Here is a 20,495-nt window from a genome sequence, read left to right on the forward strand (position 1 = left end):
CCCCGGCCGCCGGATGTTCGTGACCCTGCCACGTCGTCGCCGCAGTGGCGTGGCGGGGTCGGCCACGTCCATGTTACCGGCCAGTAGTAGCGCGGCAAGCACGGGCGAGCGCACGGAGCGCGTGATGGTGCTCACCGTGCGGCGCACGACGCGCGTCCTGGCCGGACCGCGGCCCGGCGACGGCTAGGGTCCCCGCGCATGTACCGGCGAGTGGCAGTCGTGACGGACTCGACGGCGTGCCTGCCGTCGCAGCTCGCGAACCAGCTCGACATCGAGGTCGTGCCGATCCAGGTCCAGATCGGACGGCGCAGGGACGACGAGGTGCGCATCCCCGCCCCCGAGGTGGTCTCCGCGATGCGCGACCACCAGGACGTGAGCACGTCGGCCCCGGACCCCGGCACGTTCCACCGCCGGTACGCCGAGCTGGAGGGGCGGGGCGTGCAGGCCGTGGTGTCGCTGCACCTGTCCGCGAGGCAGTCCGCGACCTTCGAGTTCGCCTGCCGCGCGGCGGGGCACGTGAACGTCCCCGTGCACGTGATCGACACCAGGACCACCGGGATGAGCCTGGGCTACGCCGTCGTGGAGGCGGCCAGGGCGGCGCAGGCCGGTGGTGACGTCTCCCGCGTGCTGGCCGCGGCTCAGCACCGGCTGCACCGCAGCACCGAGCTGATCTACGTCGACACGCTGGAGTTCCTGCGCAGGGGCGGCCGGATCGGCACCGCGGCGGCCGTGATCGGCACCGCGCTGTCGCTCAAACCGCTGCTCACGATGACCGACGGGCAGATCGCGCCCCTCGACCGCGTCATCGGCGCCGACCGGGCGATGCGCAAGATGACGGAACTGGCGGTCGGCCGCGCCGGGACGGAGCAGGTGGACGTCGCGGTGGAGCACTTCGGCGCGGCGGAGAAGGCGGACGAGCTCATGCGCCTGCTGCGCAACCGCATCCCCGGCATGAGGCAGTTCGTGGTCACCGAGGTCAGCTCCGCCATCGGCGCGCACGTGGGCCCCGGCGCGGTGGGCATCACCGTGTCCCCCCTCTAGCAGGTCGTTCCGGCAGGGGGCCGTTCCGGCAGGAACCACCGGCGAGGTTTGCGCGTTGTCCTGTTCGGGTATCTGAAAAGGGACGAACCCGACGACGCTGGAGGGCTCATGGCCTCGCTGTTCAGCAAGATCACGAACTTCACGCGCAGCCCGCAGGGACGTCGCGTCACCGAGCAGGTGAAGCAGATGGCCAGGGACCCGCGCAAGCGCCAGCAGGCGCAGGAGATGATGCGCAAGTTCAAGAAGCGCTGACGTCCTAGCGCTTCTTCCGGTGGCGCGGAGCCTCGACCGTGTCGAGGCGCCGCCGCCCGAAGTCGCTCACGTCCGCCTCGTTCAGCGAGTCGTCCGCCGCCGCAGTCGGCAGCACCAGACGCAGCTGAGCCGGGGCGGACGTCGTGCTGTCCGGGCCGGGGTCGAGAGCGGGGATCACGCCCACGACGGGGTTGCGGTGCACGCCGCCCCCGGCGGGCCCGCCCGGCCGCCGCGGCTCGATCACCGCCTCCTGCTGCGGTACCGGGACGTCGACGGGCTCCACGACCACGGCGCTCCCGCGCGAGAGCGGCACGTCGGTCCGCGAGTGCGTCACCACCATCGTCAGCAGCACTCCCACCAGGAACGACAGCACGCACAGCGCGAACACCGCGAGGACGACCGTCACCACGTGGCGCTCCTCCGGATCAGGACACCGGCCCGCGGACCGGTCGTCGGACGGAGGACCCGCGCGGGGTCCGCGACACCACCGGCACCCCGGCTCACCTGAGGGCCTCCTCCACGCGCTGCGCGACCGGTGTGCCGTCGCGACCGGTGCTCTGCTCGGGCACGACGACCCGCACGCGCTCGGCCGCGTCGCCGAGCACGGCCCTGGCGGAGGCGAACTCCGCGGCGACCCGCTCGCGCAGCTCGACGATCTCCTCGCAGCGCTGACGCACCTCCTCGATGCGGCGCTGCATCTCGCGGCAGACCACGTGGACGAGGAACTCCGCACGCGTCCTCGTGAGCGCCTCCTGCTCGGCGAGGTGCCGCGCCACCTCGGCCCGGCGGCTGCTCGTCGCCAGGTCGAAGTCCCGCTGGGCCGCGGCGATCCGCTCCCGCGAGTCGGCGCGCGCGCGTTCGCACTCCTCGGCGGTGTCGCTCAGCAGCCGCTCCGCGTCGGCCCGCAGCTGCTCCTCCTGCTCCAGGCGGTGCTCCTCCAGCCAGATCTCGCGCTCGTCGAGCAGGGCGGCCCGGCGCGCGCACGCGGCGTGCAGCGCGGCGACCTCCTCCTCGGCCTCGCGGCGCAGGGCGGCCAGCTCGACGGCGGTGCGCTGCCGCAGCGCCTGCACCTCCTGCTCCGCGCGCAGGCGCAGATCGGCCGACTCGTCCTCGGCGAGCAGCAGCATCCGGTGCAGCCGCTCGGTGGCTCCGGAGGTGGTGCCCGGCGACATCTCCAGCCGCTCGATGCGCGCGCGGGCGTCCTCCAGGTCTCTCCTGGTCATCTCCAGCAGCTTGCGCAGGTCCGCGGCCTGGGCCAGCGCCTCCGCGCGGTCGGCGCTCGTGAACCTCAGCTGCTCTTCCAGGTGCTCGACGTGGTCGAGGACCTGACGGCGGTGAAAACCGCGGTAGGCCACGTCGAAGCCCGCGTGCAGCGGGACCACCTGCTGCTCTTCAGCGCCCACGCCGACCACCTGTTCGCCTCGGAAAAGATGTCGGCCGACCCTAACCGCACACCCCGGCGCCAAGCAGCGGAGAAAACGGGGTTTCAGCACGTCGGAGGCAGGAGCCGACACGCCCGTTTCCAGGCGAAACAACACCGATCACGGGGCGGAGGAGATCAACAGCGCACCACCCGATCGTGTGGACGCGCACTCTTTTCACGATTGCCGGAAGAATTCCGAAAATTGTTCGGATACATCGTCCTGAACGCCGCGGGCCCGTTTCCCGGCGGCGGTTCCCACCGCGGAGGCGTCCCGTCTCCCACCAGCCCGCCGACGGTGCCGGGGGCGGACCCGACGCCTCCTCGACCTTCCCGAGCGGCTCTGCGGACACCAGAATGCTACCGACGAGTAACACTCAACTACCCTGTGCGGGTGATGGTCGAGCCGCTGCCCCTGACCGGTGAGCGCACGGTGCCGGGGATTCCCGAGGAGAACTACTGGTTCCGCCGCCACGAAGCGGCGTACCTGGACCTGCTCGACCTCTGCACGGACGCCGTCGTGCTGGAGGCCGGCTGCGGGGAGGGCTACGGCGCCGCGCTCGTCGGACGCCGGGCCGCTCGCGTCCTCGCCCTCGACTACGACGAGGCGACCACCGCCCACGTCGGACGGGCCCACCCGGGCCTCGCCGTGCTGCGCGGCAACCTCGCCTCGCTGCCGCTGCGCGACGGCGCGGTGGACGTCGTGGTCAACCTCCAGGTCATCGAGCACCTGTGGGACCAGGAGGGCTTCCTCGCCGAGTGCGTGCGGGTGCTGCGGCCCGGTGGGACCCTGATCGTCACCACGCCCAACCGCATCACCTTCTCCCCCGGCCGCGACACGCCGCTCAACCCGTTCCACACCCGCGAGCTGGCCCCGGCCGAGCTCGACGGGCTGCTGCGCGACGCCGGGCTGCGGGTGCGGCGGCTCGCCGGGCTGCGGCACGGGCCGCGTCTGCGCGAGCTGGACACGCGGTTCGGCGGGTCGATCATCGACGCGCAGGTGGAGGTCGTCGTCTCCGGCGACGGGCACTGGCCGGACGACCTGCTCGACGCGGTCACCTCGGTCACCAGCGACGACTTCGAGATCACCCCCGACGACCTGGACGCGAGCCTGGACCTGATCGCCGTCGCGGTGCGCCCGTGAGCGGCGAGGGCACCTTCTGCCTGGTGCTGCACAGCCACCTGCCCTGGCTCGCCCACCACGGCGCGTGGCCGGTCGGCGAGGAGTGGCTCTACCAGGCGTGGGCGCACTCCTACCTGCCCGTGGTGGACCTGCTGGAGCGCTTCGCCGCCGAGGGGCGGCGCGACGTGCTCACGCTGGGCGTCACGCCGGTGCTCGCGGCGCAGCTGGACGACCCGTACTCGCTGCGCGGCGTGCACGACTGGCTGGGCGACTGGCAGGTGCGGGCGCAGTACGCGGGCACCCGCTGGGCCGAGAAGGACCTCTCCTCCTACGAGCACCGCAACGCCGCGCGAGCGCTGGAGCTGTTCGAGACGCGCTGGCGGCACGGCTTCTCCCCGCTGCTGCGGCGACTCGTGGACTCGTCGGTGGTCGAACTGCTCGGCGGTCCGGCGACGCACCCGTTCCAGCCGCTGCTGGACCAGCGGGTGCGCGGGTTCGCGCTGCGCACCGGCCTCGCCGACACCGCGCTGCGGGTCGGGTCGGCCCCGGAGGGCATCTGGGCGCCGGAGTGCGGCTACGCGCCGGGCCTGGAGCGCGACTACGCGGCGGCGGGCGTGCGGCGCTTCCTCGTGGACGGTCCCGCGCTGCGCGGCGACACGGCGAGCGCGCGGCCGGTCGGCGACTCGGACGTCCTGTGCTTCGGCCGCGACCTGGAGGTGTCCTACCGGGTGTGGTCCCCGAAGGACGGTTACCCCGGTGACGCCGCGTACCGCGACTTCCACACCCACGACCACCCCACGGGCCTCAAACCGTCGCGGGTGACCGGCAAGCAGGTCGCGCCGCAGGACAAGCGGCCCTACGAACCGGCGCTGGCCGCCGAGGCGGTGCGACGGCACGCCGCGGACTTCGTCGGCGTCGTGGTGCGACGGCTGCGGGCGCTGCGCGAGCGCGACGGCAGGCCCGGCCTGGTCGTCGCCGCCTACGACACCGAGCTGTACGGGCACTGGTGGCACGAGGGCCCGGCGTGGCTGGAGGCGGTGCTGCGCGCCCTGCCGGAGGCGGGCGTGCGGGTGACGACGCTGCGCGGGGCGGTGGAGGCCGGGCACGTCGGCGCTCCGGTGCAGCTGCCCGCGTCGTCGTGGGGCAGCGGCAAGGACTGGCGCGTGTGGGACGGCGAGCAGGTCGCCGACGTCGTGCACGCCAACGCCGCCCTGCAGCGGGACCTGCTGGCCCTGGAGCGGCCCCGGTCCGGATCGCGGGACCCGGTGCTGGACCAGTGCGTGCGGGAGGCGCTGCTCGCGCTGTCCAGCGACTGGGCGTTCATGGTCACCAAGGACTCCGCCGCGGACTACGCCCGCCACCGGGCGAAGACGCACGGCGAGCGGTTCGCCGAACTGGCCTCGCTGATCCGCTCGGGGCGGGCCGGGGCCGGACCGCGCCGAGCCGCCGAGCTGCGGGCCGACGACGGCCCGTTCGGGCACCTGGACGCCAGGGATCTCGTGTCGTGACGACGAGAAGACGGGGATGCGCCGTGCGCGTGCTGATGCTGTCCTGGGAGTACCCGCCGGTGGTGGTCGGCGGTCTGGGCCGTCACGTGCACGCGCTGGCCGCCCAGCTCGCCGCGCAGGGGCACGAGGTGGTCGTGCTGTGCCGCCAGCCCTCGGGCAGCGACGCCTCGACCCACCCGACGAGCGAGGAGGTGACCGGGGGTGTGCGGCTGGTCCGCGTCGCCGAGGACCCGGCGCACCTGGTGTTCGAGCGCGACCTGGTGGCGTGGACCCTCGCGCTGGGGCACGCGATGGTCCGCGAGGGGCTGCGGCTGCTGCGGGACTGGCGGCCGGACGTCGTGCACGCCCACGACTGGCTCGTCGCGCACGCCTCCATCGCGCTGGCCGAGGCCGCGGGCGCACCGCTCGTGGCGACCGTGCACGCCACGGAGGCCGGACGGCACAGCGGGTGGCTGTCGCAGACGCTGAACCAGCAAGTTCACTCGGTGGAGTGGTGGCTGGCGAACCGGGCCGACGCGCTCATCACGTGCTCCTCGGCGATGCGCGCCGAGGTGGCGCACCTGTTCGAGGTGGACCCCGGCACGGTGACCGTGCTGCACAACGGGATCGAGCCGCGCCGCTGGCGGGTGCGCCGGGCCGAGGTGGCGGCGGCGCGCGAGCGCTTCAGCCCGGACGGGGCTCCCCTGCTGCTGTTCTTCGGGCGGCTGGAGTGGGAGAAGGGCGTGCAGGACCTCGTGGCGGCCCTGCCGCGCGTCCGCCGCCACCACCCCGGCACGCGCCTCGTCGTGGCCGGTGGCGGGAGCCACGCCGGGTGGCTCGTCGAGCAGGCCCGCAAGCACCGGGTGCTGCGGGCCGTGGACTTCGCCGGTCACCTGCCGGACGGCGAGCTGGCCGCCGCGCTGACCGCGGCCGACGCCGTGGTGCTGCCCAGCAGGTACGAGCCGTTCGGGATCGTCGCGCTGGAGGCCGCCGCCGCGGGCACGCCGCTGGTGGCGTCCACGGCGGGCGGGCTGGGCGAGGTCGTGCTGGACGGCGAGACGGGGCTGTCGTTCGCGCCGGGGGACTCGGCGGGGCTGGCCCGCGCGGTGCGCGCCGTGCTGGACGACCGCCCGGCGGCGGCGCGGCGGGCCAGGGCGGCCAGGGCCAGGCTGGCGACGGACTTCGACTGGGCGAGGATCGCGGCCGGCACCGCGGAGGTCTACGCGCGCACCGCGCCCCGCGAGCGCCCGCCCCTGCCCCGCCCGAAGATCCCGACCGGCAACGTGTTCAGCTGATCCGGTCCAGCAGCGTCAGCCCCAGCCGGGTGAGGGAGTGCACGACGCTGCCGCCGCACCGCGCGGACCTGATCAGCCCCGCATCGCGCAGCACGCACGTGTGGCGGCTGATCGACGCCGGTGAGGTGCCCACGCGACGCGCCAGCTCCGTCGTGGTGCCCGGTGCGCGCACCGCGAGCAGCGTGGCGGTGCGGGTCGGGCCGATGAGCGCCTGGAGGGGGCGGTGGTCCCCCGGCGTGAGCCGCGACCAGCGGTCCTCGTCGCAGATCGGGTAGACCAGCACGGGCTTGCGCCGCGGGTCGGCCAGCGTCACCGGGTTGCCCCGGCAGAAGTACGACGGCACGAGCACGACGCCGCGCCCGGCGAGGTGCAGGTCGCGGTCCTCGCAGTAGTCGACCTCCAGCACCGGCGGTGTCCACCGGGCGCGCGGGCGCAGTCCGTCGAGCAGCCCCGGCACGCCGCCGGAGAGCAGGTCGCGGGCACGCCGGGCGCGGTCGGCCGCCACGCTCTGCGCGACGAGGTCCCGGCACGGGGCGATGGCCAGCTCGTCGTGCTCGCGCAGGGCGTCGACCAGCCGGGCGAGCGCGCCGCGCTCGCCGCGTACGAGCGGCGCGACGAACCTCGGCAGGGGCGCGAGGGCGTCCAGCCGCCGCAGCTCGGCGACGAGCCGGCGGCTGGGCGTGCCCGCGACGGCCTCCAGCCCGGCGGCCAGCCCGTCCGCGGCCTCGTGCGGGGTGAGGAAGTCCGGGAAGTACCGCGCGCGGGGCGCGAGGGCGCTCAGCAGCCGCGCACCGGCCGACCCGCGCACGCCGTCGCGCACGGCCCGCACCCAGGGCAGGTACCCCGGTGGCCGATCGCGCTCGCGCAGCCTGATGACGCTCAGCACGACCTCCCACAGCGGATCTGGCGCCCCCGCCACCGTCGTGCGCACGAGGTCCTCGTGCGTGAAGTGGATTCGAAGCACGGTCCCCTCCCTCCCCCGACCGGTACGTCGCCCGCCGTGACCAGGACGTTTCCACTCGTGCGGAAAGGCGTCGCGAGCCGTGCGAGCACGGCGGCAGGCTGGAGCGCGTCAGAAGGAACCGACTGACGAGGGGGACACGATGAGGACGACGATCCAGCGAGCGGCGGGGGCCGTGGCGGTCGGCGCGGCGGCGGTGGTGCTCGTGGCGACACCGGCGAACGCGGCGCCGAAGGGGGACGGGCAGCTCGGCGTGGCGCACGCGCCGTGCGGCACCAGCGGGCCGAACCTGGACCCGACGATCACCACCGGCGCGACCGCCGGGTCGCGGCTGCGCACCGGCTCGGCCACGAACTGCACGGCGGTCGGGACGAACCAGCCGAGCCACCGGCTCGACTACTACTGCTACACGCGGGGCAACGACGGGGCGACCTGGACGTACCTGCACAACCTCACCACGGGCGTCCGGGGCTGGACCCGCGACGACCTGCTGCCCGGCAACGGGAGCTCCTACCACTGCGGTTTCTGACCCGGCCGCGGAGCACCACCGGTGACCGGCGCCGCGTCCGCCACGGCGGGCGCGGCGCCGCGCGTCACGCCCCCAGGGAGCGCTTCAGCGCCTCGTCGGCCTTGCGGGCCATGTCCGCCACGGCGGCGCGGCGCGCGGCGTCGGCCTCGTAGTCGGCGCGGCGGTCGCGCACGACGCGCGCCGGCGCTCCCACGGCGATGGCGAAGTCCGGCACGTCACCGCGCACCACGGCGTGCGCGCCGAGCACGCAGCCCCGACCCACGCGGGTGCCGCGCAGCACCGTCACCTTCGCGCCGAGCCAGCAGTCCGGCCCGATGCGCACCGGCGACTTCACGATGCCCTGGTCCTTGATGGGCAGGGTGATGTCGGCGGTCACGTGGTCGAAGTCGCAGACGTACACCCAGTCGGCGACGAGGGTGGCCGCGCCGATCTCGACGTCGAGGTAGCAGTTGACCGTGTTGTCCTTGCCGAACACGACCTTGTCCCCGATGCGCAGCGAACCCTCGTGGCAGCGGATGGCGTTGCCGTCGCCGATGTGGACCCAGCGGCCGATCTCCAGCCGCCCGTAGCCGGGACGGCAGTGCACGTCGACGCGGCGGCCGAGGAACACCATGCCGCGCAGCACGACGTGCGGGTTCGCCAGCCGGAACCGCAGCAGCCGCCAGTACCGCACCAGGTACCAGGGCGTGTACGCGCGGTGCCGCAGCACCCAGCGCAGCGACGCGAGGGTGAGGAACCTGGCCTGCGCGGGATCGCGTCGGGACCGGCGCCACGAGCGCACCCTCTCCGACACCGGAGCGCCCCACATACTGGTCATGGACCCGGACCGTAGTCGAGAGCCGCGCCGGTGCGGCAAGATGGGGCCACGTGAGCACTCCGCTGATCGTCGACACGGACCCCGGCGTGGACGACGCCTTCGCACTCGCCCTCGCCGCCGCGAGCCCCGAGGTGGACCTGATCGGCGTGACGACGGTCTTCGGGAACGTCCCGCTGGCGCGGACCACGGACAACGCCCTGCGCCTGCTCTCGCTGTTCGGGCGCGACGACGTGCCGGTGGCCGCCGGGGCCGACCGGCCGCTGGTGCACCCGTTGCAGTGGCCGGCGCACGCGCACGGCTCCGACGGCCTGTCCGGGCAGGCGGACACGCTGCCCCCGCCGGGCCGCGACGTCGACGGCCGGGACGCCGTGACGCTGCTCGTCGACCTGCTGACGGCCGCGCCGGCCCCGGTGACGATCGTCGCGGTCGGCCCGCTGACCAACGTGGCGCTGCTGCTCGCGGCCCACCCCCGCCTGCGGAGCCGGATCGCCCGGCTGGTGGTCATGGGCGGCGGCATCGCGGGCGGCAACGCCACCCCCTCGGCGGAGTTCAACATCGCCAGCGACCCCGAGGCGGCGCGGCGCGTGCTGGTCGAGGAGGACCTGCCCACGGTGCTGGTGCCGCTGGACCTCACGATGCGCTGCGCCGTCGACACCACCTGGCTGGGCGAGCTGGCGGCGTCCGGCCCCGTCGGGCGCACCCTCGTCGGGCTCACGCCGACCTACCGGGCCTACTACCAGCGGTCGCTGGGCTTCGACGGCCTGGTGATGCACGACGCCGTGGCCGTGGCCGAGGCCGTGCGGCCGGGCGTGCTCACCCCGGCCCGCTACCCGCTCGACGTCGACTGCACGTTCGGTCCCGGCCGGGGCGCGGTGGTCCCGGACCGGCGGCCCCGCTCGGTCAGCGAGGAGTTCGGCGTCGACCAGGACCGGGCGGTGGACTTCGCCGTGGACACCGACCTCGACGGCCTGCGCTCCTTCGTGCTGGAGCGGCTGAAGACCCTCTGACCCCCGGCGGGACGATCAGTCCGCTGTCCGGCTCCGCACGAACCCGTGGCTCCGCTCCACCTTCGCCACGTGCAGCGTGTAGCTCTGGTACCACTCGTCCCGCCCGCGCCGCTGCGCCGCGCGGTGCTCGGCGTCGCTCCGCCACCGCGCGAGGGCCTCGGCGTCGCGGAAGTAGCCGACGGTGATGCTCAGCCCGCCGGGGGTCTGCGCGTGGTCCATCCCCAGGAACCCGGGGACGTCCTTCACCAGTTCCTCCAGGCGCGCGCTGGTCTCGCCGTAGCCGTCCTGCTCCCCGGTCCGCACCGAGGTGAAGACGACCGCGTAGTACGGAGGTTCGCACGCCTCCACGGGCGTTGCGGGGTAATCGCTCACGGCGCCACCGTAGGACGGAGCGGCCCCGGCGGTCCAGCGTCTTCCCTAGGTCCGCTCGGCCCGGCACAGCAGGGCGACGGGACGCGACCCGATCCGGGTCAGCACGACGGTGGCCTCCTGCGACCCGGCGAGTTTCAGCCTGCGGCGCAGCGTGTTCGGGTCCACGTCCAGGCCGCGCACGAGGATCTCCAGGCGGCCCACGTCGTGCGCGCGCAGCCGGGCGCGCAGCGCCTTCTCGGTGTACGGGCCGTGCTCGACCACCCGGAACGCCCGCACGCCGGGCGGCGGGGTGTCGCCGCTGAGGTGGGCGATCCGCTCGTCGAGCTGCCACAGGCCGTGCCGCGCGGCGTAGTGCCTGACCAGGCCAGCGCGCACCACCGCGCCGTCCGGGTCCACGATCCACCCGCCGGGCGGGGCCACCGGGCAGTCGTCCGGTTCGGCGTCGGTGATCGTCTGGTCGGGGCGGTCGTGCCGCAGCACGGTCGCGCGGCGCGTCACGCCGGGCGTGGCCAGACCGCGGGTCCACAGGCACGCCTCGCGCACCTGGCCGTCCAGCGACACCAGCTCGACCTCGTCAGCCCACGGCGCGACCGCGAAGTCGATGCCGGGCGCGCACTTCACGGCGAGGTCGACGTGCGCGTGCGCCGCGGCCAGCTCGTCCAGCGGGGGCGCGAAGTCCGAGGGCCGCCAGGTGCGCCGCCCGCCGGAGTCGCGCCGCGCCGGGTCGGCCACGACGGTCCCGGCGCGGGACACGGGCCGCAGCGCGTCGGCGCGCACCAGCAGCGGGTCCACCCCCGCGATCCGGGCGTTGTGCCGGGCCATCGCCAGGCGCACCGGGTCGAGGTCGGAGCCGACGACCGGCGAGGCCACCCCGGCCAGCACCGCGAGGTCGGCGCCGATGGAGCAGGTGACGTCGTGCACGGCACGCCCGGCCAGCCGCCGGGCCCGGTGCCGTGCGACGGGGGTGGCGGTGGCCTGCTGGAGCGCGTCGTCGGTGAACAGCCACTCCGCCGAGCCGTCCAGCTTGGACTCCGCGCGCCGCCGCAGCAGCACCGTCTCCAGCACGGCGGCGGCGCGGTCACCGGCGACGCGCCGGGCCGCCGCGACGTCGGCGAGGTGCGTGGCCGGCGTCAGCGGCAGGCGCGCGACCTCGGCGAGAGCGGCGCGCCCGGCGTCCGACGCCAGGTGCGCCACGTCGTCGAGCGTGAAGGAGTAGCCCACCTCTACAGCGGCTTGCGGCCGGTCACCGACACGTTGTAGAAGAGTTCGCGGGGCAGCACCTTCGCCAGGACGTTCTCGTCCACCCAGGACAGCCGCTGCCAGGAGCGGTAGGCGAACATCGCCCAGCCGAAGCCCAGCTTCTCGCGCGGCACCGCGGCCTCGAACGTCCGCACGGGCCAGCCGAACAGCGCCGCCGACAGCTCCTCGGTGACGGCCCGCACCTCGACCGCGCCCGCCCCGCGCGCGGTGCGCTCCAGGTCGCCGGGGTCGAAGGTGTGCAGGTCGACCACGGCCTCCAGCGCCGCGGCGCGGGAGGACTCGTCCAGCTCCTCCTGGGGACGCCGCCACGAGTTCAGCGCCGGCACCCTCGTCACGGTGGTGGTGAGCCACCAGGTGAGCTGGCCGAGCTTGCGGGCGTAGGTGTTGCCGATGTTCGTGGGGTCGCCCGCGAACACGAACTTCCCGCCCGGCTTCAGGACGCGCAGCACCTCGCGCATCGCCGTGGCCACGTCGGGGATGTGGTGCAGCACGGCGTGCCCGACGACCAGGTCGAACGTGTCGTCGTCGTAGGGGATCGTCTCGGCGTCGGCCACCCGGCCGTCCACCGGCAGGCCCAGGTTCTCCGCGTTGCGCAGCGCCACCTGCACCATGCCGGGCGACAGGTCGGTGACCGAGCCCTTCTCGACCACGCTGGCCTGCATCAGGTTGAGCAGGAAGAACCCGGTGCCGCTGCCCAGCTCCAGCGCGTGCGCGTAGGGGCCGGTGTCACCGGCGGCGGCGCGGAACCGGTCGCGCGCGTAGGTGGTGCAGCGCTCGTCGTAGGAGATGGACCACTTCTCGTCGTAGGTCCCGGCCTCCCAGTCGTGGTACAGCACGTTGGCGAGCTTCGGGTCGCGCCAGGCGGCCTCCATCTCGGCCTCGGTGGCGTGCGGGTTGGGCTGCGGGTCGTCCACCACGGGATCACTTGCCACTGAACCGGGCCTTTCCGGGACCGTTCTCGATGAACGAGGACATGCCGATCGCCCTGTCCTCGGTGGCGAACAGCGCGGCGAACAGGTGGCTCTCCAGCTTCAGCCCGCTGGCGAGGTCGTTGTCGAGGCCGCCGTCGATCGCGGCCTTCGCCGCGGCCAGCGCCAGCGCGGGCCCGTTCACGAACTGCCCGGCCCACCGGCGCGCGGCGGCGAGGACGTCGTCGGGCGCGACGACCTCGTCGACCATGCCCAGCGCCAGCGCCTCCTCGGCGCCGACGAAGCGGCCGGTGTAGATCAGGTCCTTGGCCCGGCTCTGGCCGATCAGCCGCGCCAGGCGCTGGGTGCCGCCCGCGCCGGGGATGATGCCCAGCAGGATCTCGGGCTGGCCGACCTTGGCGTTGTCGCCGGCGATGCGCCGGTCGGCGGCGAGCGCGAGCTCGAAGCCGCCGCCCAGGGCGTAGCCGGTGATCGCCGCGACGACGGGCTTGGGGATCTCGGCGACGGCGCTGATCGACGACGACAGCCCGGCGGCGCGCGCGGTCATCTCCGCGTGCGACATCCGGGCGAACTCCTTGACGTCGGCGCCGGCGGCGAAGACCTTCTCGCCGCCGAAGACGATCACGGCGCGCACGTCGGGGCGCTCGGCGGCCTCGACCGCGGCCCGCCGGATCTCCTCCTGGACCTGCTTGTCGAGCGCGTTCATCGGGGGACGGTCCAACCGGATGGTCCCGACACCACCGTCCACTTCCAGCCTGACGAACTCAGCCACAGGTCCTCCTCGACCGCACGGGGGCTACCTCGACGGCACGTTACCGCCTGGTAGCGGGCTCACCCGGACCGACGCCTGGCGAAGTAGCGGTCACCGGCCCGCTGGAGTTCCAGCGGCTGCGCGAACGTGCGGGACAGGTTCTCCTCGGTGAGCACGTCGTCGAGCAGGCCCTGCGCCACGACGCCGCCCTCGCGCAGCATCAGCACGTGGGTGAAACCGGGCGGGATCTCCTCCACGTGGTGCGTGACCAGCACCATCGCCGGGGCGTCCGGGTCGAGCGCGAGCTCCGACAGGCGCGCGACGAGGTCCTCGCGGCCACCCAGGTCGAGCCCGGCGGCCGGTTCGTCGAGCAGCAGCACTTCGGGGTCGGTCATCAGCGCGCGGGCGATGAGGGTGCGCTTGCGCTCGCCCTCGGACAGCGTGCCGTAGGTGCGGTCGGACAGGTGCGAGATGCCCAGGGTGCCGAGCAGCTCCACGGCACGCCCGGTGTCGAGCGAGTCGTAGGTCTCCCGCCAGCGGCCCAGCACGCCGTACCCGGCGCTCACCACGACGTCGACGACCTTCTCGTCGGCGGGGACGCGCCCGTTGAGGGCCGCGGAGCACAGGCCGATGCGCAACTTCAGCTCGGAGGTGTCGGTGCGGCCGATCCGCTCGCCGAGCAGGTGGACGATTCCCCCGCTCGGGTGCAGTTCGGCGCTCGCGAGCCGCAGCAGCGTGGTCTTCCCGGCGCCGTTCGGGCCGAGCACCACCCAGCGCTCGTCCAGCTCGACGCTCCAGTCCACACCGCTGACCAGCGTGTTCTTGCCCCGCCGGACGGACACGCCCGCCATGTGCACGACCAGATCGGTCACATCGACGTCGGTCTCATCGGCTGTCCTCACCGCGCCCTGCCTCGCCCCGTGGTCGCTCACCGGGCCATTCTTTCCGACGGGTCCCGGCGACGCCTCCGCCGGGGTGCCGTCGCGCCCGGCGGCCGGTGATCCCTGCAAGGATCGGGGCATGGCCACCCGACCAGCGTCCGACACCCTCGTACTCGCCGGCCGACCCTTCCCGCTCGGCGCACACCCCGAGGCCGGTGGCGTCAGATTCGCCGTCACCTCGGCCGTGGCCGACGCCGTCGAGGTGTGCCTGATCGGCGAAGACGGCGCAGAACGCCGCATCGAGCTGACCGAGCGCACCTTCGGCGTGTGGCACGGCCTGGTACCGGGAGCGACTCCCGGCCAGCGCTACGGCTACCGCGTGCACGGCCCCTACGACCCGTCCCGCGGCCTGCGCTGCAACCCGAACAAGCTCCTCGTGGACCCCTACGCGACGAGGATCACCGGCAGCCTGACCGACCTCGACGCCGCTCTCGGCTACGTCGGCGACCCGATGCACGGCCCGGCGTCGGTGGTGGACTCCCTGGGCAGCGTCCCGCTGTCCGTCGTCAGCTCGCCCGGCGGGCCCGACACCGGCATCAAGCCGGAGGTGCCGTTCGAGGAGGCGGTGATCTACGAGCTGCACGTCAAGGGGTTCACCCGGCTCCACCCGGAGGTGCCCCCGCACCTGCGCGGCACCTACCTCGGCATCGCGCACCCCGCGGCGATCGAGCACCTCGTGCGGCTCGGCGTGACCAGCGTGGAGCTGCTGCCGGTGCACGCGTTCGCCGACGAGCCGTCCCTGGTGCGGGCCGGCCGGCACAACTACTGGGGCTACTCCCCGCTGGGCTACTTCGCGCCGCACGCGGCCTACGCGAGCGAGCCGGGGCGGGAGATCGAGGAGTTCCGCACGATGGTGGCCGCGCTGCACGCGGCGAACATCGAGGTGATCCTCGACGTGGTGTTCAACCACACCTGCGAGGGCGGGCCGGAGGGCCCGACCCTGAGCTTCCGCGGGTTCGACGCCCCGAGCTACTACCTGCACGCCGCGGGCGGCAGCACCGTCGACATCACCGGCTGCGGCAACACCCTGGAGGCCGGGTCGCCGACGGTCGTGCGGCTGGTGACGGACTCGCTGCGCTACTGGACGACCGAGCTGGGCGTCGACGGCTTCCGCTTCGACCTCGCCAGCACGCTGGGACGCCCCGGCGGCGGGTTCTTCGACCGGAACTCCGCGATGCTGACGGCGATCACCACCGATCCGGTGCTGGCGCGCTGCAAGCTGATCGCGGAGCCGTGGGACGCCACCGGCGACGGCTACCGGGTGGGCGACTTCGGCGCGCAGTGGGCCGAGTGGAACGGCCGCTACCGCGACACCGTGCGCGACTTCTGGCGCGGTCAGACCGGGGTGCGCGACCTGGCCTACCGGCTGTCCGGCTCCTCGGACCTCTACGCCGACGACCTGCGCCGCCCGTGGCAGTCGATCAACTTCATCACCGCGCACGACGGCTTCACGCTGCGGGACATGGTGTCCTACAACGACAAGCACAACGAGGCCAACGGCGAGGACAACCGCGACGGCACGAACGACAACCGGTCGTGGAACCACGGTGTCGAGGGCGACACGACCGACACCGAGGTGCTGACGCTGCGCGCCCGGCAGGCCCGCAACCTGCTCGCGACGCTGCTGCTGTCCACCGGCACGCCGATGCTGACGGCGGGCGACGAGATCTGGCGCACCCAGAACGGCAACAACAACGCCTACTGCCTCGACGACGAGACGGCGTGGGTCAACTGGGCGTCGTCGGCGGACGCGGAGTCCATGCTGGCCTTCGCGCGCCGCGCCGTGCACCTGCGGGCGAACAGCCCGGCGCTGCGGCAGCCGGAGTTCTTCGACGGCCGCACCACGCCCAGCGGCGATCCCGACCTGATCTGGTTCCGCCCGGACGGGGAGGAGATGGCGGAGACCGACTGGTTCGACGAGGGCCGCCGCACGCTGGGCATGTGGATCGACGGGTCGAACAGCCAGTCCCGCACGCGCGACGGCGAGCTGATCAGCGACCACTCGTGGCTGCTCCTGCTGCACGCGGACGGCCGGCCCACGGAGGTCGTGCTGCCCGGTCCTGAGTACGGCGCGACGTTCGAGCCGATGCTGGACACCACCACGGCCGACGGCACGCCCGCGCTGCCGGGTCCGCTGGTGGCGGGGACGTCGCTGACGCTCGCCCCGCGCTCCCTGCTCCTGCTGAAGGCGCCGCGCTGACCGCGCCGCCGCACGGGGCCCGCGTCCCGTTCCGAGTCGTGGGACGAGATGCGGACCCCGTGCGGCGCGTGCCACGCTGAGCGGCGTGCACCTCTCGCTGCTCGCCTGGCGCGACCGCACGGTCGACCTGCTCCTGGTCGCCTCGTGCGCATGTCGCCCGACGCGGCGCGGCCGGTAGCGGGACGCACGTCCCGCACACCGCTGCCCCTCGGCGACGACACCCGAGAGGTGCTTCTCCCCGCGTCGCGTCACTCCGCTGCCCACGCACCCCGCACCCCGCAGCCAGCAGGAGCAGACACGTGACCTCGACGATCTCCGACTCCGACGTCCACCCGGCCGTCGACTCCCCCCGCCTCCGCGACCTGATCCGCCCCGGCCGCGAGCTGTGGACCCCGGACCAGCTGCGCGAGCTGACCTCCACCGTCGCGAGCGAGTCCGCCGCCGCGCTGGCGGGCGTGCTGCGGTACGTGCCCGAGCAGCGCTGGTGGACGCGCCTCGGCCTCACCACCGGCGTGGAGCTGTGGCTGCTGTCGTGGCTGCCCGGCCAGGGCACCGAGCCGCACGACCACGGCGGCGCGGCGGGCTCGTTCACCGTGCTGACCGGTGAACTGCACGAGGAGCACCGCTACCCCGGCGGTCCGATCCGGACGGCCACCCGGACCGCGGGAACCGCGCTGGGCTTCGGCTCGGGCCGCGCTCACCTGCTGCGGAACGTGAGTTCGGCCGGTGCCGCCACCGTGCACGCCTACTCGCCGCCGCTCGTGCCCACGCGCGAGTACGCGAGCCTGGCCGACATCCCCCCGGTGATCCCGCGACTGTCCGCCCGGCGACTGCCGCTGGCGACGCTGAGGCGACTGGCCGATCTGGAGGGTCCGTGAGCGAGATCGACGACTTCCTGGAGCAGGCGCGCGCGGAGATCGAGCGCGTCGATCCGCGGGAGGCCGACCGGCTGCGCCGCGAGGGCGCGCTGATCGTCGACATCCGTCCGCTGCACGACCGGGTCGCCGAGGGCGAGATCCCCGGCTCGGTGCCGGTGGAGCGGATCGTCCTGGAGTGGCGGCTCGCGCCGGGCAGCGACCACCGGCTGCCGGGCGTGACCGAGGACACCCGCGTGGTCGTGCTGTGCAACGAGGGCTACTCGTCGAGCCTCGCGGCGCGGGACCTGCGCCGCCTGGGGCTGCGCCACGCCAGCGACCTCGTCGGCGGCTTCCGCGCGTGGGCGCGGGAGGGTCTTCCGGTGCGCGAGGGCGGCACCCCCGCCGTCACCTGAGCCGGGTGGCCGTCCGGACCCGCGGACGGCCACCCGGTCGCTCAGCCGGCCGCTCAGCCGGCGAGCACCACGCGGCCCAGCTCGGCCCTGGAGGCCAGCAGGTCGTGCCGCGGCAGCACGCGCACCGTGTAGCCGAGCGCCCCCGCGTGCGGCAGCGGCACCTCGACCTCGTAGTTGCCGTTGCCCGCGTAGCGCATCGTCCGGGGCACGAGGTCGTACAGCTCGTCGGAGTCGCCCACGCGGCCGAACACCACCTGCACGTCGACCTCCGACGGCTCCAGACCCGCCAGCTCCACCAGGGCGCGCACCCGTGCGGGTGCGCCCAGCAGCGGCGTGGACGTCGCCGTCAGGTCCAGGTCGGACTCCAGGACGCGCACGCGCGTCCAGCTCGCCCGCAGCCGGTGCCGGTAGTCCGCGACCTCCTTGGCGCCGCGGAACCCGTCGCGCACGACCGACTCCGCGGACGCGGCGGCTGGCGCGTAGAGGCTCTCCACGTACTCGCGGACCATCCGCGAGGCCTGCACGGCCGGGCCGAGCGAGGCGAGCGTGTGCCGCACCATCGACATCCACCGCGCGGGCACGCCGTCGGCGTCGCGGTCGTAGAACAGCGGGGCCACCTGCTGTCCCAGCAGCTCGTAGAGGGCCGTGGCCTCCAGGTCGTCGCGGCGGTGCGGGTCGGTGACGCCGTCGGCGGTGGGGATGGCCCAGCCGTTGCTGCCGTCGTACAGCTCGTCCCACCAGCCGTCGCGGATCGACAGGTTGAGGCCGCCGTTGAGCGCCGACTTCATGCCCGACGTGCCGCACGCCTCCAGCGGCCGCATGGGGTTGTTCAGCCACACGTCGCAGCCCCAGTACAGGTAGCGGGCCATCGACATGTCGTAGTCGGGCAGGAACACGATCCGGTGCCGCACGCCCGCGTCGTCGGCGTAGCGCACGATCTGCTGGATCAGCGCCTTGCCGCCGTCGTCGGCCGGGTGCGACTTGCCCGCCACGACGAGCTGGACGGGCCGCTCGGGGTGCAGCAGCAGGGCGCGCAGCCGCTCCGGGTCGCGCAGCATCAGCGTGAGCCGCTTGTAGGTCGGCACGCGGCGGGCGAAGCCGACGGTCAGCACGTCGGGGTCGAACACCGAGTCGGTCCAGCCCAGCTCCAGCGCCGACGCACCGCGCTGCAACCACGACGCGCGGACCCGGCGGCGCACCTCGTCGACGAGGCGTCCGCGCAGGGTGCAGCGCAGGTCCCACAGGCCCTGGTCGGTGACCGGCTCGAAGCCGAGCGGGCCCGAGCCCGGATCGCCGTCGGAGTCGCCGAGCAGCCGCGACATCTCCGTGGCCGCCCAGGTCGGCCCGTGCACGCCGTTGGTGACCGAGCGGATGGGGACCTCGGTGACGTCGAAACCGGGCCACAGGCCGCGGAACATCTCGCGGCTGACCTCGCCGTGCAGCTTGGACACGCCGTTGGCCCGCTGCGCGAGCCGCAGGCCCATGTGGGCCATGTTGAACAGGCCGGGGTTGTCCTCCGCGCCGAGCGCGAGCACCCGCTGGGTGCTGACGCCGGGCAGCAGCGTCTCCGAGCCGAAGTAGTGCTGGACCAGGTCCACCGGGAAGCGGTCGATGCCGGCCGGGACGGGCGTGTGGGTGGTGAACACGGTGCCCGCGCGGACCGCGGCGAGCGCCTGGTCGAAGTCCAGGCCCTCGGAGGTCACCAGCTCGCGGATGCGCTCCAGGCCGAGGAACCCCGCGTGACCCTCGTTGGTGTGGAACACCTCGGGCTGGGGGGTGCCGGTCAGCTCGCAGTAGGTGCGCACGGCCCGCACCCCGCCGACTCCCGCGAGGATCTCCTGGCGGATGCGGTGGTCCTGGTCGCCGCCGTAGAGGCGGTCGGTGACCCCGCGCAGGTCCTCGTCGTTCTCCTCGACGTCGGAGTCGAGCAGCAGCAGCGGGATGCGGCCGACCCGCGCCTTCCAGATCTTGGCCCGCAGCACGCGGTCGCCCGGCATGGCGACGTGCACGAGCAGCGGCGCCCCGGACGGCTCGGTGAGCAGCTCCAGCGGCAGGCCGCGCGGGTCGAGGACGGGGTAGTGCTCGATCTGCCAGCCGTCCAGCGACAGCGACTGGCGGAAGTAGCCGGAGTGGTACAGGAGGCCGACGGCGATCAGCGGCACGCCCGAGTCGGAGGCGGCCTTGAGGTGGTCGCCCGCCAGGACTCCCAGGCCGCCCGAGTAGTTGGGCAGCGCCTCGGTGACGCCGAACTCCATCGAGAAGTAGGCGATCGACCGCGGGAAGACGGGACCGGGCGAACCGTGGTCGCGGCGCTGGGACGTCTCCTCCTGGCGTCGCTGGTACCACCGGGGACCGGTGGTGTAGCGCTCCAGGTCGTCGGCCAGCGCGCGACAGCGGGTGAGGAACTGCTCGTCGGAGGCCAGGAGCTCCAGTCGCTCGGGGGCGACCTCGGAGAGCAGCCGGAGCGGATCGCCACCAGTGTCGTTCCACACGGTCGGGTCGACCGACGCGAACAGGTCCTGCGTGGGCGGGTGCCACGTCCAGCGCAGGTTGGTGGCGAGCACGCCGAGGGAGGCCAGGGGCTCCGGCAGGCTGGCTCGGACGGTGAACCGGCGAAGTGCTCGCATGGCGGTGGACCCTATCCCCCGGCCGCGTCGATCAACAGGATCTCCGGCCCGGCGGTCGCGACGCCGTCGAACTGTCCAGAACGGCGGAACGACTCGTCCGGAACGGGCGTTTCCGGACAAGTCCACCCGAACGAGACCATCGTGCGCGGAGCGGAGGCGAAGGTTGTTCAGAACCACTCGGAGCGCGCAGTCCGGCGACACACGGGCGACACC

Annotated in this window: 20 protein-coding genes; 10 read left to right on the forward strand and 10 right to left on the reverse strand. The window is 74.0% G+C overall.

From position 1 onward, the window contains the following. The first annotated feature begins 198 nt into the window (after nucleotides 1-198). Both IMZ35_RS02560 and IMZ35_RS02565 read left to right on the forward strand, forming a co-directional pair. On the forward strand, nucleotides 199-1,041 hold the full coding sequence (locus IMZ35_RS02560; protein ID WP_199439204.1) for a DegV family protein: 843 nt from the start codon (nucleotides 199-201) through the stop codon (nucleotides 1,039-1,041). Nucleotides 1,042-1,149: 108 nt separating this feature from the next. Continuing rightward, nucleotides 1,150-1,293, forward strand: a complete 144-nt coding sequence (locus IMZ35_RS02565; RefSeq protein WP_199439205.1) for a hypothetical protein — start codon at nucleotides 1,150-1,152, stop codon at nucleotides 1,291-1,293. A 4-nt stretch (nucleotides 1,294-1,297) separates the two neighbouring features. Here IMZ35_RS02565 and IMZ35_RS02570 read toward each other — a convergent pair whose 3' ends face one another. Then, entirely contained in the window at nucleotides 1,298-1,702 is a 405-nt protein-coding gene (locus tag IMZ35_RS02570; RefSeq protein WP_199439206.1) for a hypothetical protein, read from the reverse strand. Between the two features lie 91 nt (nucleotides 1,703-1,793). Beyond that, complete coding sequence (locus tag IMZ35_RS02575; RefSeq protein ID WP_199439207.1) at nucleotides 1,794-2,696, reverse strand: coiled-coil domain-containing protein; 903 nt, start codon at nucleotides 2,694-2,696, stop codon at nucleotides 1,794-1,796. Between the two features lie 414 nt (nucleotides 2,697-3,110). Between IMZ35_RS02575 and IMZ35_RS02580 the strand changes: the two genes are divergently transcribed. Genes IMZ35_RS02580 through IMZ35_RS02590 form a run of 3 tightly spaced genes read left to right on the forward strand, consistent with a single transcriptional unit; the run spans nucleotide 3,111 to nucleotide 6,618 of the window. After that, nucleotides 3,111-3,857 carry a class I SAM-dependent methyltransferase gene (locus IMZ35_RS02580; RefSeq protein WP_199439612.1) on the forward strand — a complete coding sequence of 249 codons (747 nt, stop codon included), beginning with the start codon at nucleotides 3,111-3,113 and terminating at the stop codon, nucleotides 3,855-3,857. Beyond that, nucleotides 3,854-5,344 (forward strand): 1,4-alpha-glucan branching protein domain-containing protein, encoded by a 1,491-nt coding sequence (locus IMZ35_RS02585; RefSeq protein WP_199439208.1) that lies wholly within the window; start codon nucleotides 3,854-3,856, stop codon nucleotides 5,342-5,344. Before IMZ35_RS02580 ends, IMZ35_RS02585 begins: the two co-directional genes overlap by 4 nt. A gap of 23 nt (nucleotides 5,345-5,367) precedes the next feature. Beyond that, nucleotides 5,368-6,618 (forward strand): glycosyltransferase family 4 protein, encoded by a 1,251-nt coding sequence (locus IMZ35_RS02590; RefSeq protein ID WP_199439209.1) that lies wholly within the window; start codon nucleotides 5,368-5,370, stop codon nucleotides 6,616-6,618. Here IMZ35_RS02590 and IMZ35_RS02595 read toward each other — a convergent pair. Next, nucleotides 6,611-7,582 (reverse strand): ArsR/SmtB family transcription factor, encoded by a 972-nt coding sequence (locus IMZ35_RS02595; protein ID WP_199439210.1) that lies wholly within the window; start codon nucleotides 7,580-7,582, stop codon nucleotides 6,611-6,613. The genes IMZ35_RS02590 and IMZ35_RS02595 overlap by 8 nt on opposite strands. Before the next feature lie 139 nt (nucleotides 7,583-7,721). Between IMZ35_RS02595 and IMZ35_RS02600 the strand changes: the two genes are divergently transcribed. Then, nucleotides 7,722-8,108 (forward strand): SH3 domain-containing protein, encoded by a 387-nt coding sequence (locus tag IMZ35_RS02600; protein WP_199439211.1) that lies wholly within the window; start codon nucleotides 7,722-7,724, stop codon nucleotides 8,106-8,108. Between the two features lie 64 nt (nucleotides 8,109-8,172). On the opposite strand, the gene IMZ35_RS02605 is transcribed toward IMZ35_RS02600, so the two are convergent. Next, a complete protein-coding gene (locus IMZ35_RS02605; RefSeq protein WP_199439212.1) occupies nucleotides 8,173-8,925 on the reverse strand; it encodes an acyltransferase in 753 nt (250 codons plus the stop codon). A gap of 50 nt (nucleotides 8,926-8,975) precedes the next feature. Between IMZ35_RS02605 and IMZ35_RS02610 the strand changes: the two genes are divergently transcribed. Next, nucleotides 8,976-9,932: a nucleoside hydrolase gene (locus IMZ35_RS02610; protein ID WP_199439213.1), complete on the forward strand. Its 957-nt coding sequence runs from the start codon at nucleotides 8,976-8,978 to the stop codon at nucleotides 9,930-9,932. Nucleotides 9,933-9,947: 15 nt separating this feature from the next. Here IMZ35_RS02610 and IMZ35_RS02615 read toward each other — a convergent pair whose 3' ends face one another. The 5 genes from IMZ35_RS02615 to IMZ35_RS02635 are packed head-to-tail and all read right to left on the reverse strand — an operon-like array spanning nucleotide 9,948 to nucleotide 14,095. Next, the gene (locus IMZ35_RS02615; protein ID WP_307867683.1) at nucleotides 9,948-10,304 is read right to left on the reverse strand and encodes an antibiotic biosynthesis monooxygenase family protein; all 357 of its coding nucleotides are present in this window, start codon (nucleotides 10,302-10,304) and stop codon (nucleotides 9,948-9,950) included. Nucleotides 10,305-10,349: 45 nt separating this feature from the next. Then, a complete protein-coding gene (locus IMZ35_RS02620) occupies nucleotides 10,350-11,525 on the reverse strand; it encodes a THUMP-like domain-containing protein (RefSeq protein WP_199439214.1) in 1,176 nt (391 codons plus the stop codon). Between the two features lie 2 nt (nucleotides 11,526-11,527). Continuing rightward, nucleotides 11,528-12,436 (reverse strand): class I SAM-dependent methyltransferase, encoded by a 909-nt coding sequence (locus tag IMZ35_RS02625; RefSeq protein ID WP_199439614.1) that lies wholly within the window; start codon nucleotides 12,434-12,436, stop codon nucleotides 11,528-11,530. Between the two features lie 49 nt (nucleotides 12,437-12,485). Next, the gene (locus IMZ35_RS02630) at nucleotides 12,486-13,265 is read right to left on the reverse strand and encodes an enoyl-CoA hydratase/isomerase family protein (RefSeq protein WP_199439215.1); all 780 of its coding nucleotides are present in this window, start codon (nucleotides 13,263-13,265) and stop codon (nucleotides 12,486-12,488) included. A 59-nt stretch (nucleotides 13,266-13,324) separates the two neighbouring features. Beyond that, entirely contained in the window at nucleotides 13,325-14,095 is a 771-nt protein-coding gene (locus IMZ35_RS02635) for an ABC transporter ATP-binding protein (protein ID WP_199439615.1), read from the reverse strand. A 169-nt stretch (nucleotides 14,096-14,264) separates the two neighbouring features. Between IMZ35_RS02635 and glgX the strand changes: the two genes are divergently transcribed. From glgX to IMZ35_RS02650, 3 genes are all read left to right on the forward strand, one after another. Beyond that, nucleotides 14,265-16,385, forward strand: a complete 2,121-nt coding sequence (gene glgX, locus IMZ35_RS02640; RefSeq protein ID WP_199439216.1) for a glycogen debranching protein GlgX — start codon at nucleotides 14,265-14,267, stop codon at nucleotides 16,383-16,385. A 299-nt stretch (nucleotides 16,386-16,684) separates the two neighbouring features. Further along, entirely contained in the window at nucleotides 16,685-17,263 is a 579-nt protein-coding gene (locus IMZ35_RS02645; RefSeq protein ID WP_199439217.1) for a cysteine dioxygenase, read from the forward strand. Further along, a complete protein-coding gene (locus IMZ35_RS02650) occupies nucleotides 17,260-17,655 on the forward strand; it encodes a rhodanese-like domain-containing protein (RefSeq protein ID WP_199439218.1) in 396 nt (131 codons plus the stop codon). Before IMZ35_RS02645 ends, IMZ35_RS02650 begins: the two co-directional genes overlap by 4 nt. A 53-nt stretch (nucleotides 17,656-17,708) precedes the next feature. On the opposite strand, the gene glgP is transcribed toward IMZ35_RS02650, so the two are convergent. After that, nucleotides 17,709-20,282 carry an alpha-glucan family phosphorylase gene (gene glgP / locus IMZ35_RS02655; protein ID WP_199439219.1) on the reverse strand — a complete coding sequence of 858 codons (2,574 nt, stop codon included), beginning with the start codon at nucleotides 20,280-20,282 and terminating at the stop codon, nucleotides 17,709-17,711. Nucleotides 20,283-20,495 lie beyond the last annotated feature (213 nt).

The organism is Umezawaea beigongshangensis (assembly GCF_016464305.1).
Taxonomy (GTDB): domain Bacteria; phylum Actinomycetota; class Actinomycetes; order Mycobacteriales; family Pseudonocardiaceae; genus Umezawaea_A; species Umezawaea_A beigongshangensis.

What these genes read in the sequence shown, in the direction of transcription:
- IMZ35_RS02560 (WP_199439204.1), top strand. Translation starts at nt 199, where the DNA reads ATGTACCGGCGAGTGGCAGTCGTGACGGACTCGACGGCGTGCCTGCCG.
- IMZ35_RS02565 (WP_199439205.1), top strand. Translation starts at nt 1,150, where the DNA reads ATGGCCTCGCTGTTCAGCAAGATCACGAACTTCACGCGCAGCCCGCAG.
- IMZ35_RS02580 (WP_199439612.1), top strand. Translation starts at nt 3,111, where the DNA reads ATGGTCGAGCCGCTGCCCCTGACCGGTGAGCGCACGGTGCCGGGGATT.
- IMZ35_RS02600 (WP_199439211.1), top strand. Translation starts at nt 7,722, where the DNA reads ATGAGGACGACGATCCAGCGAGCGGCGGGGGCCGTGGCGGTCGGCGCG.
- IMZ35_RS02605 (WP_199439212.1), bottom strand. Translation starts at nt 8,925, where the DNA reads ATGACCAGTATGTGGGGCGCTCCGGTGTCGGAGAGGGTGCGCTCGTGG.
- IMZ35_RS02625 (WP_199439614.1), bottom strand. Translation starts at nt 12,436, where the DNA reads ATGGAGGCCGCCTGGCGCGACCCGAAGCTCGCCAACGTGCTGTACCAC.
- IMZ35_RS02635 (WP_199439615.1), bottom strand. Translation starts at nt 14,095, where the DNA reads ATGGCGGGCGTGTCCGTCCGGCGGGGCAAGAACACGCTGGTCAGCGGT.
- glgX (WP_199439216.1), top strand. Translation starts at nt 14,265, where the DNA reads ATGGCCACCCGACCAGCGTCCGACACCCTCGTACTCGCCGGCCGACCC.
- glgP (WP_199439219.1), bottom strand. Translation starts at nt 20,282, where the DNA reads ATGCGAGCACTTCGCCGGTTCACCGTCCGAGCCAGCCTGCCGGAGCCC.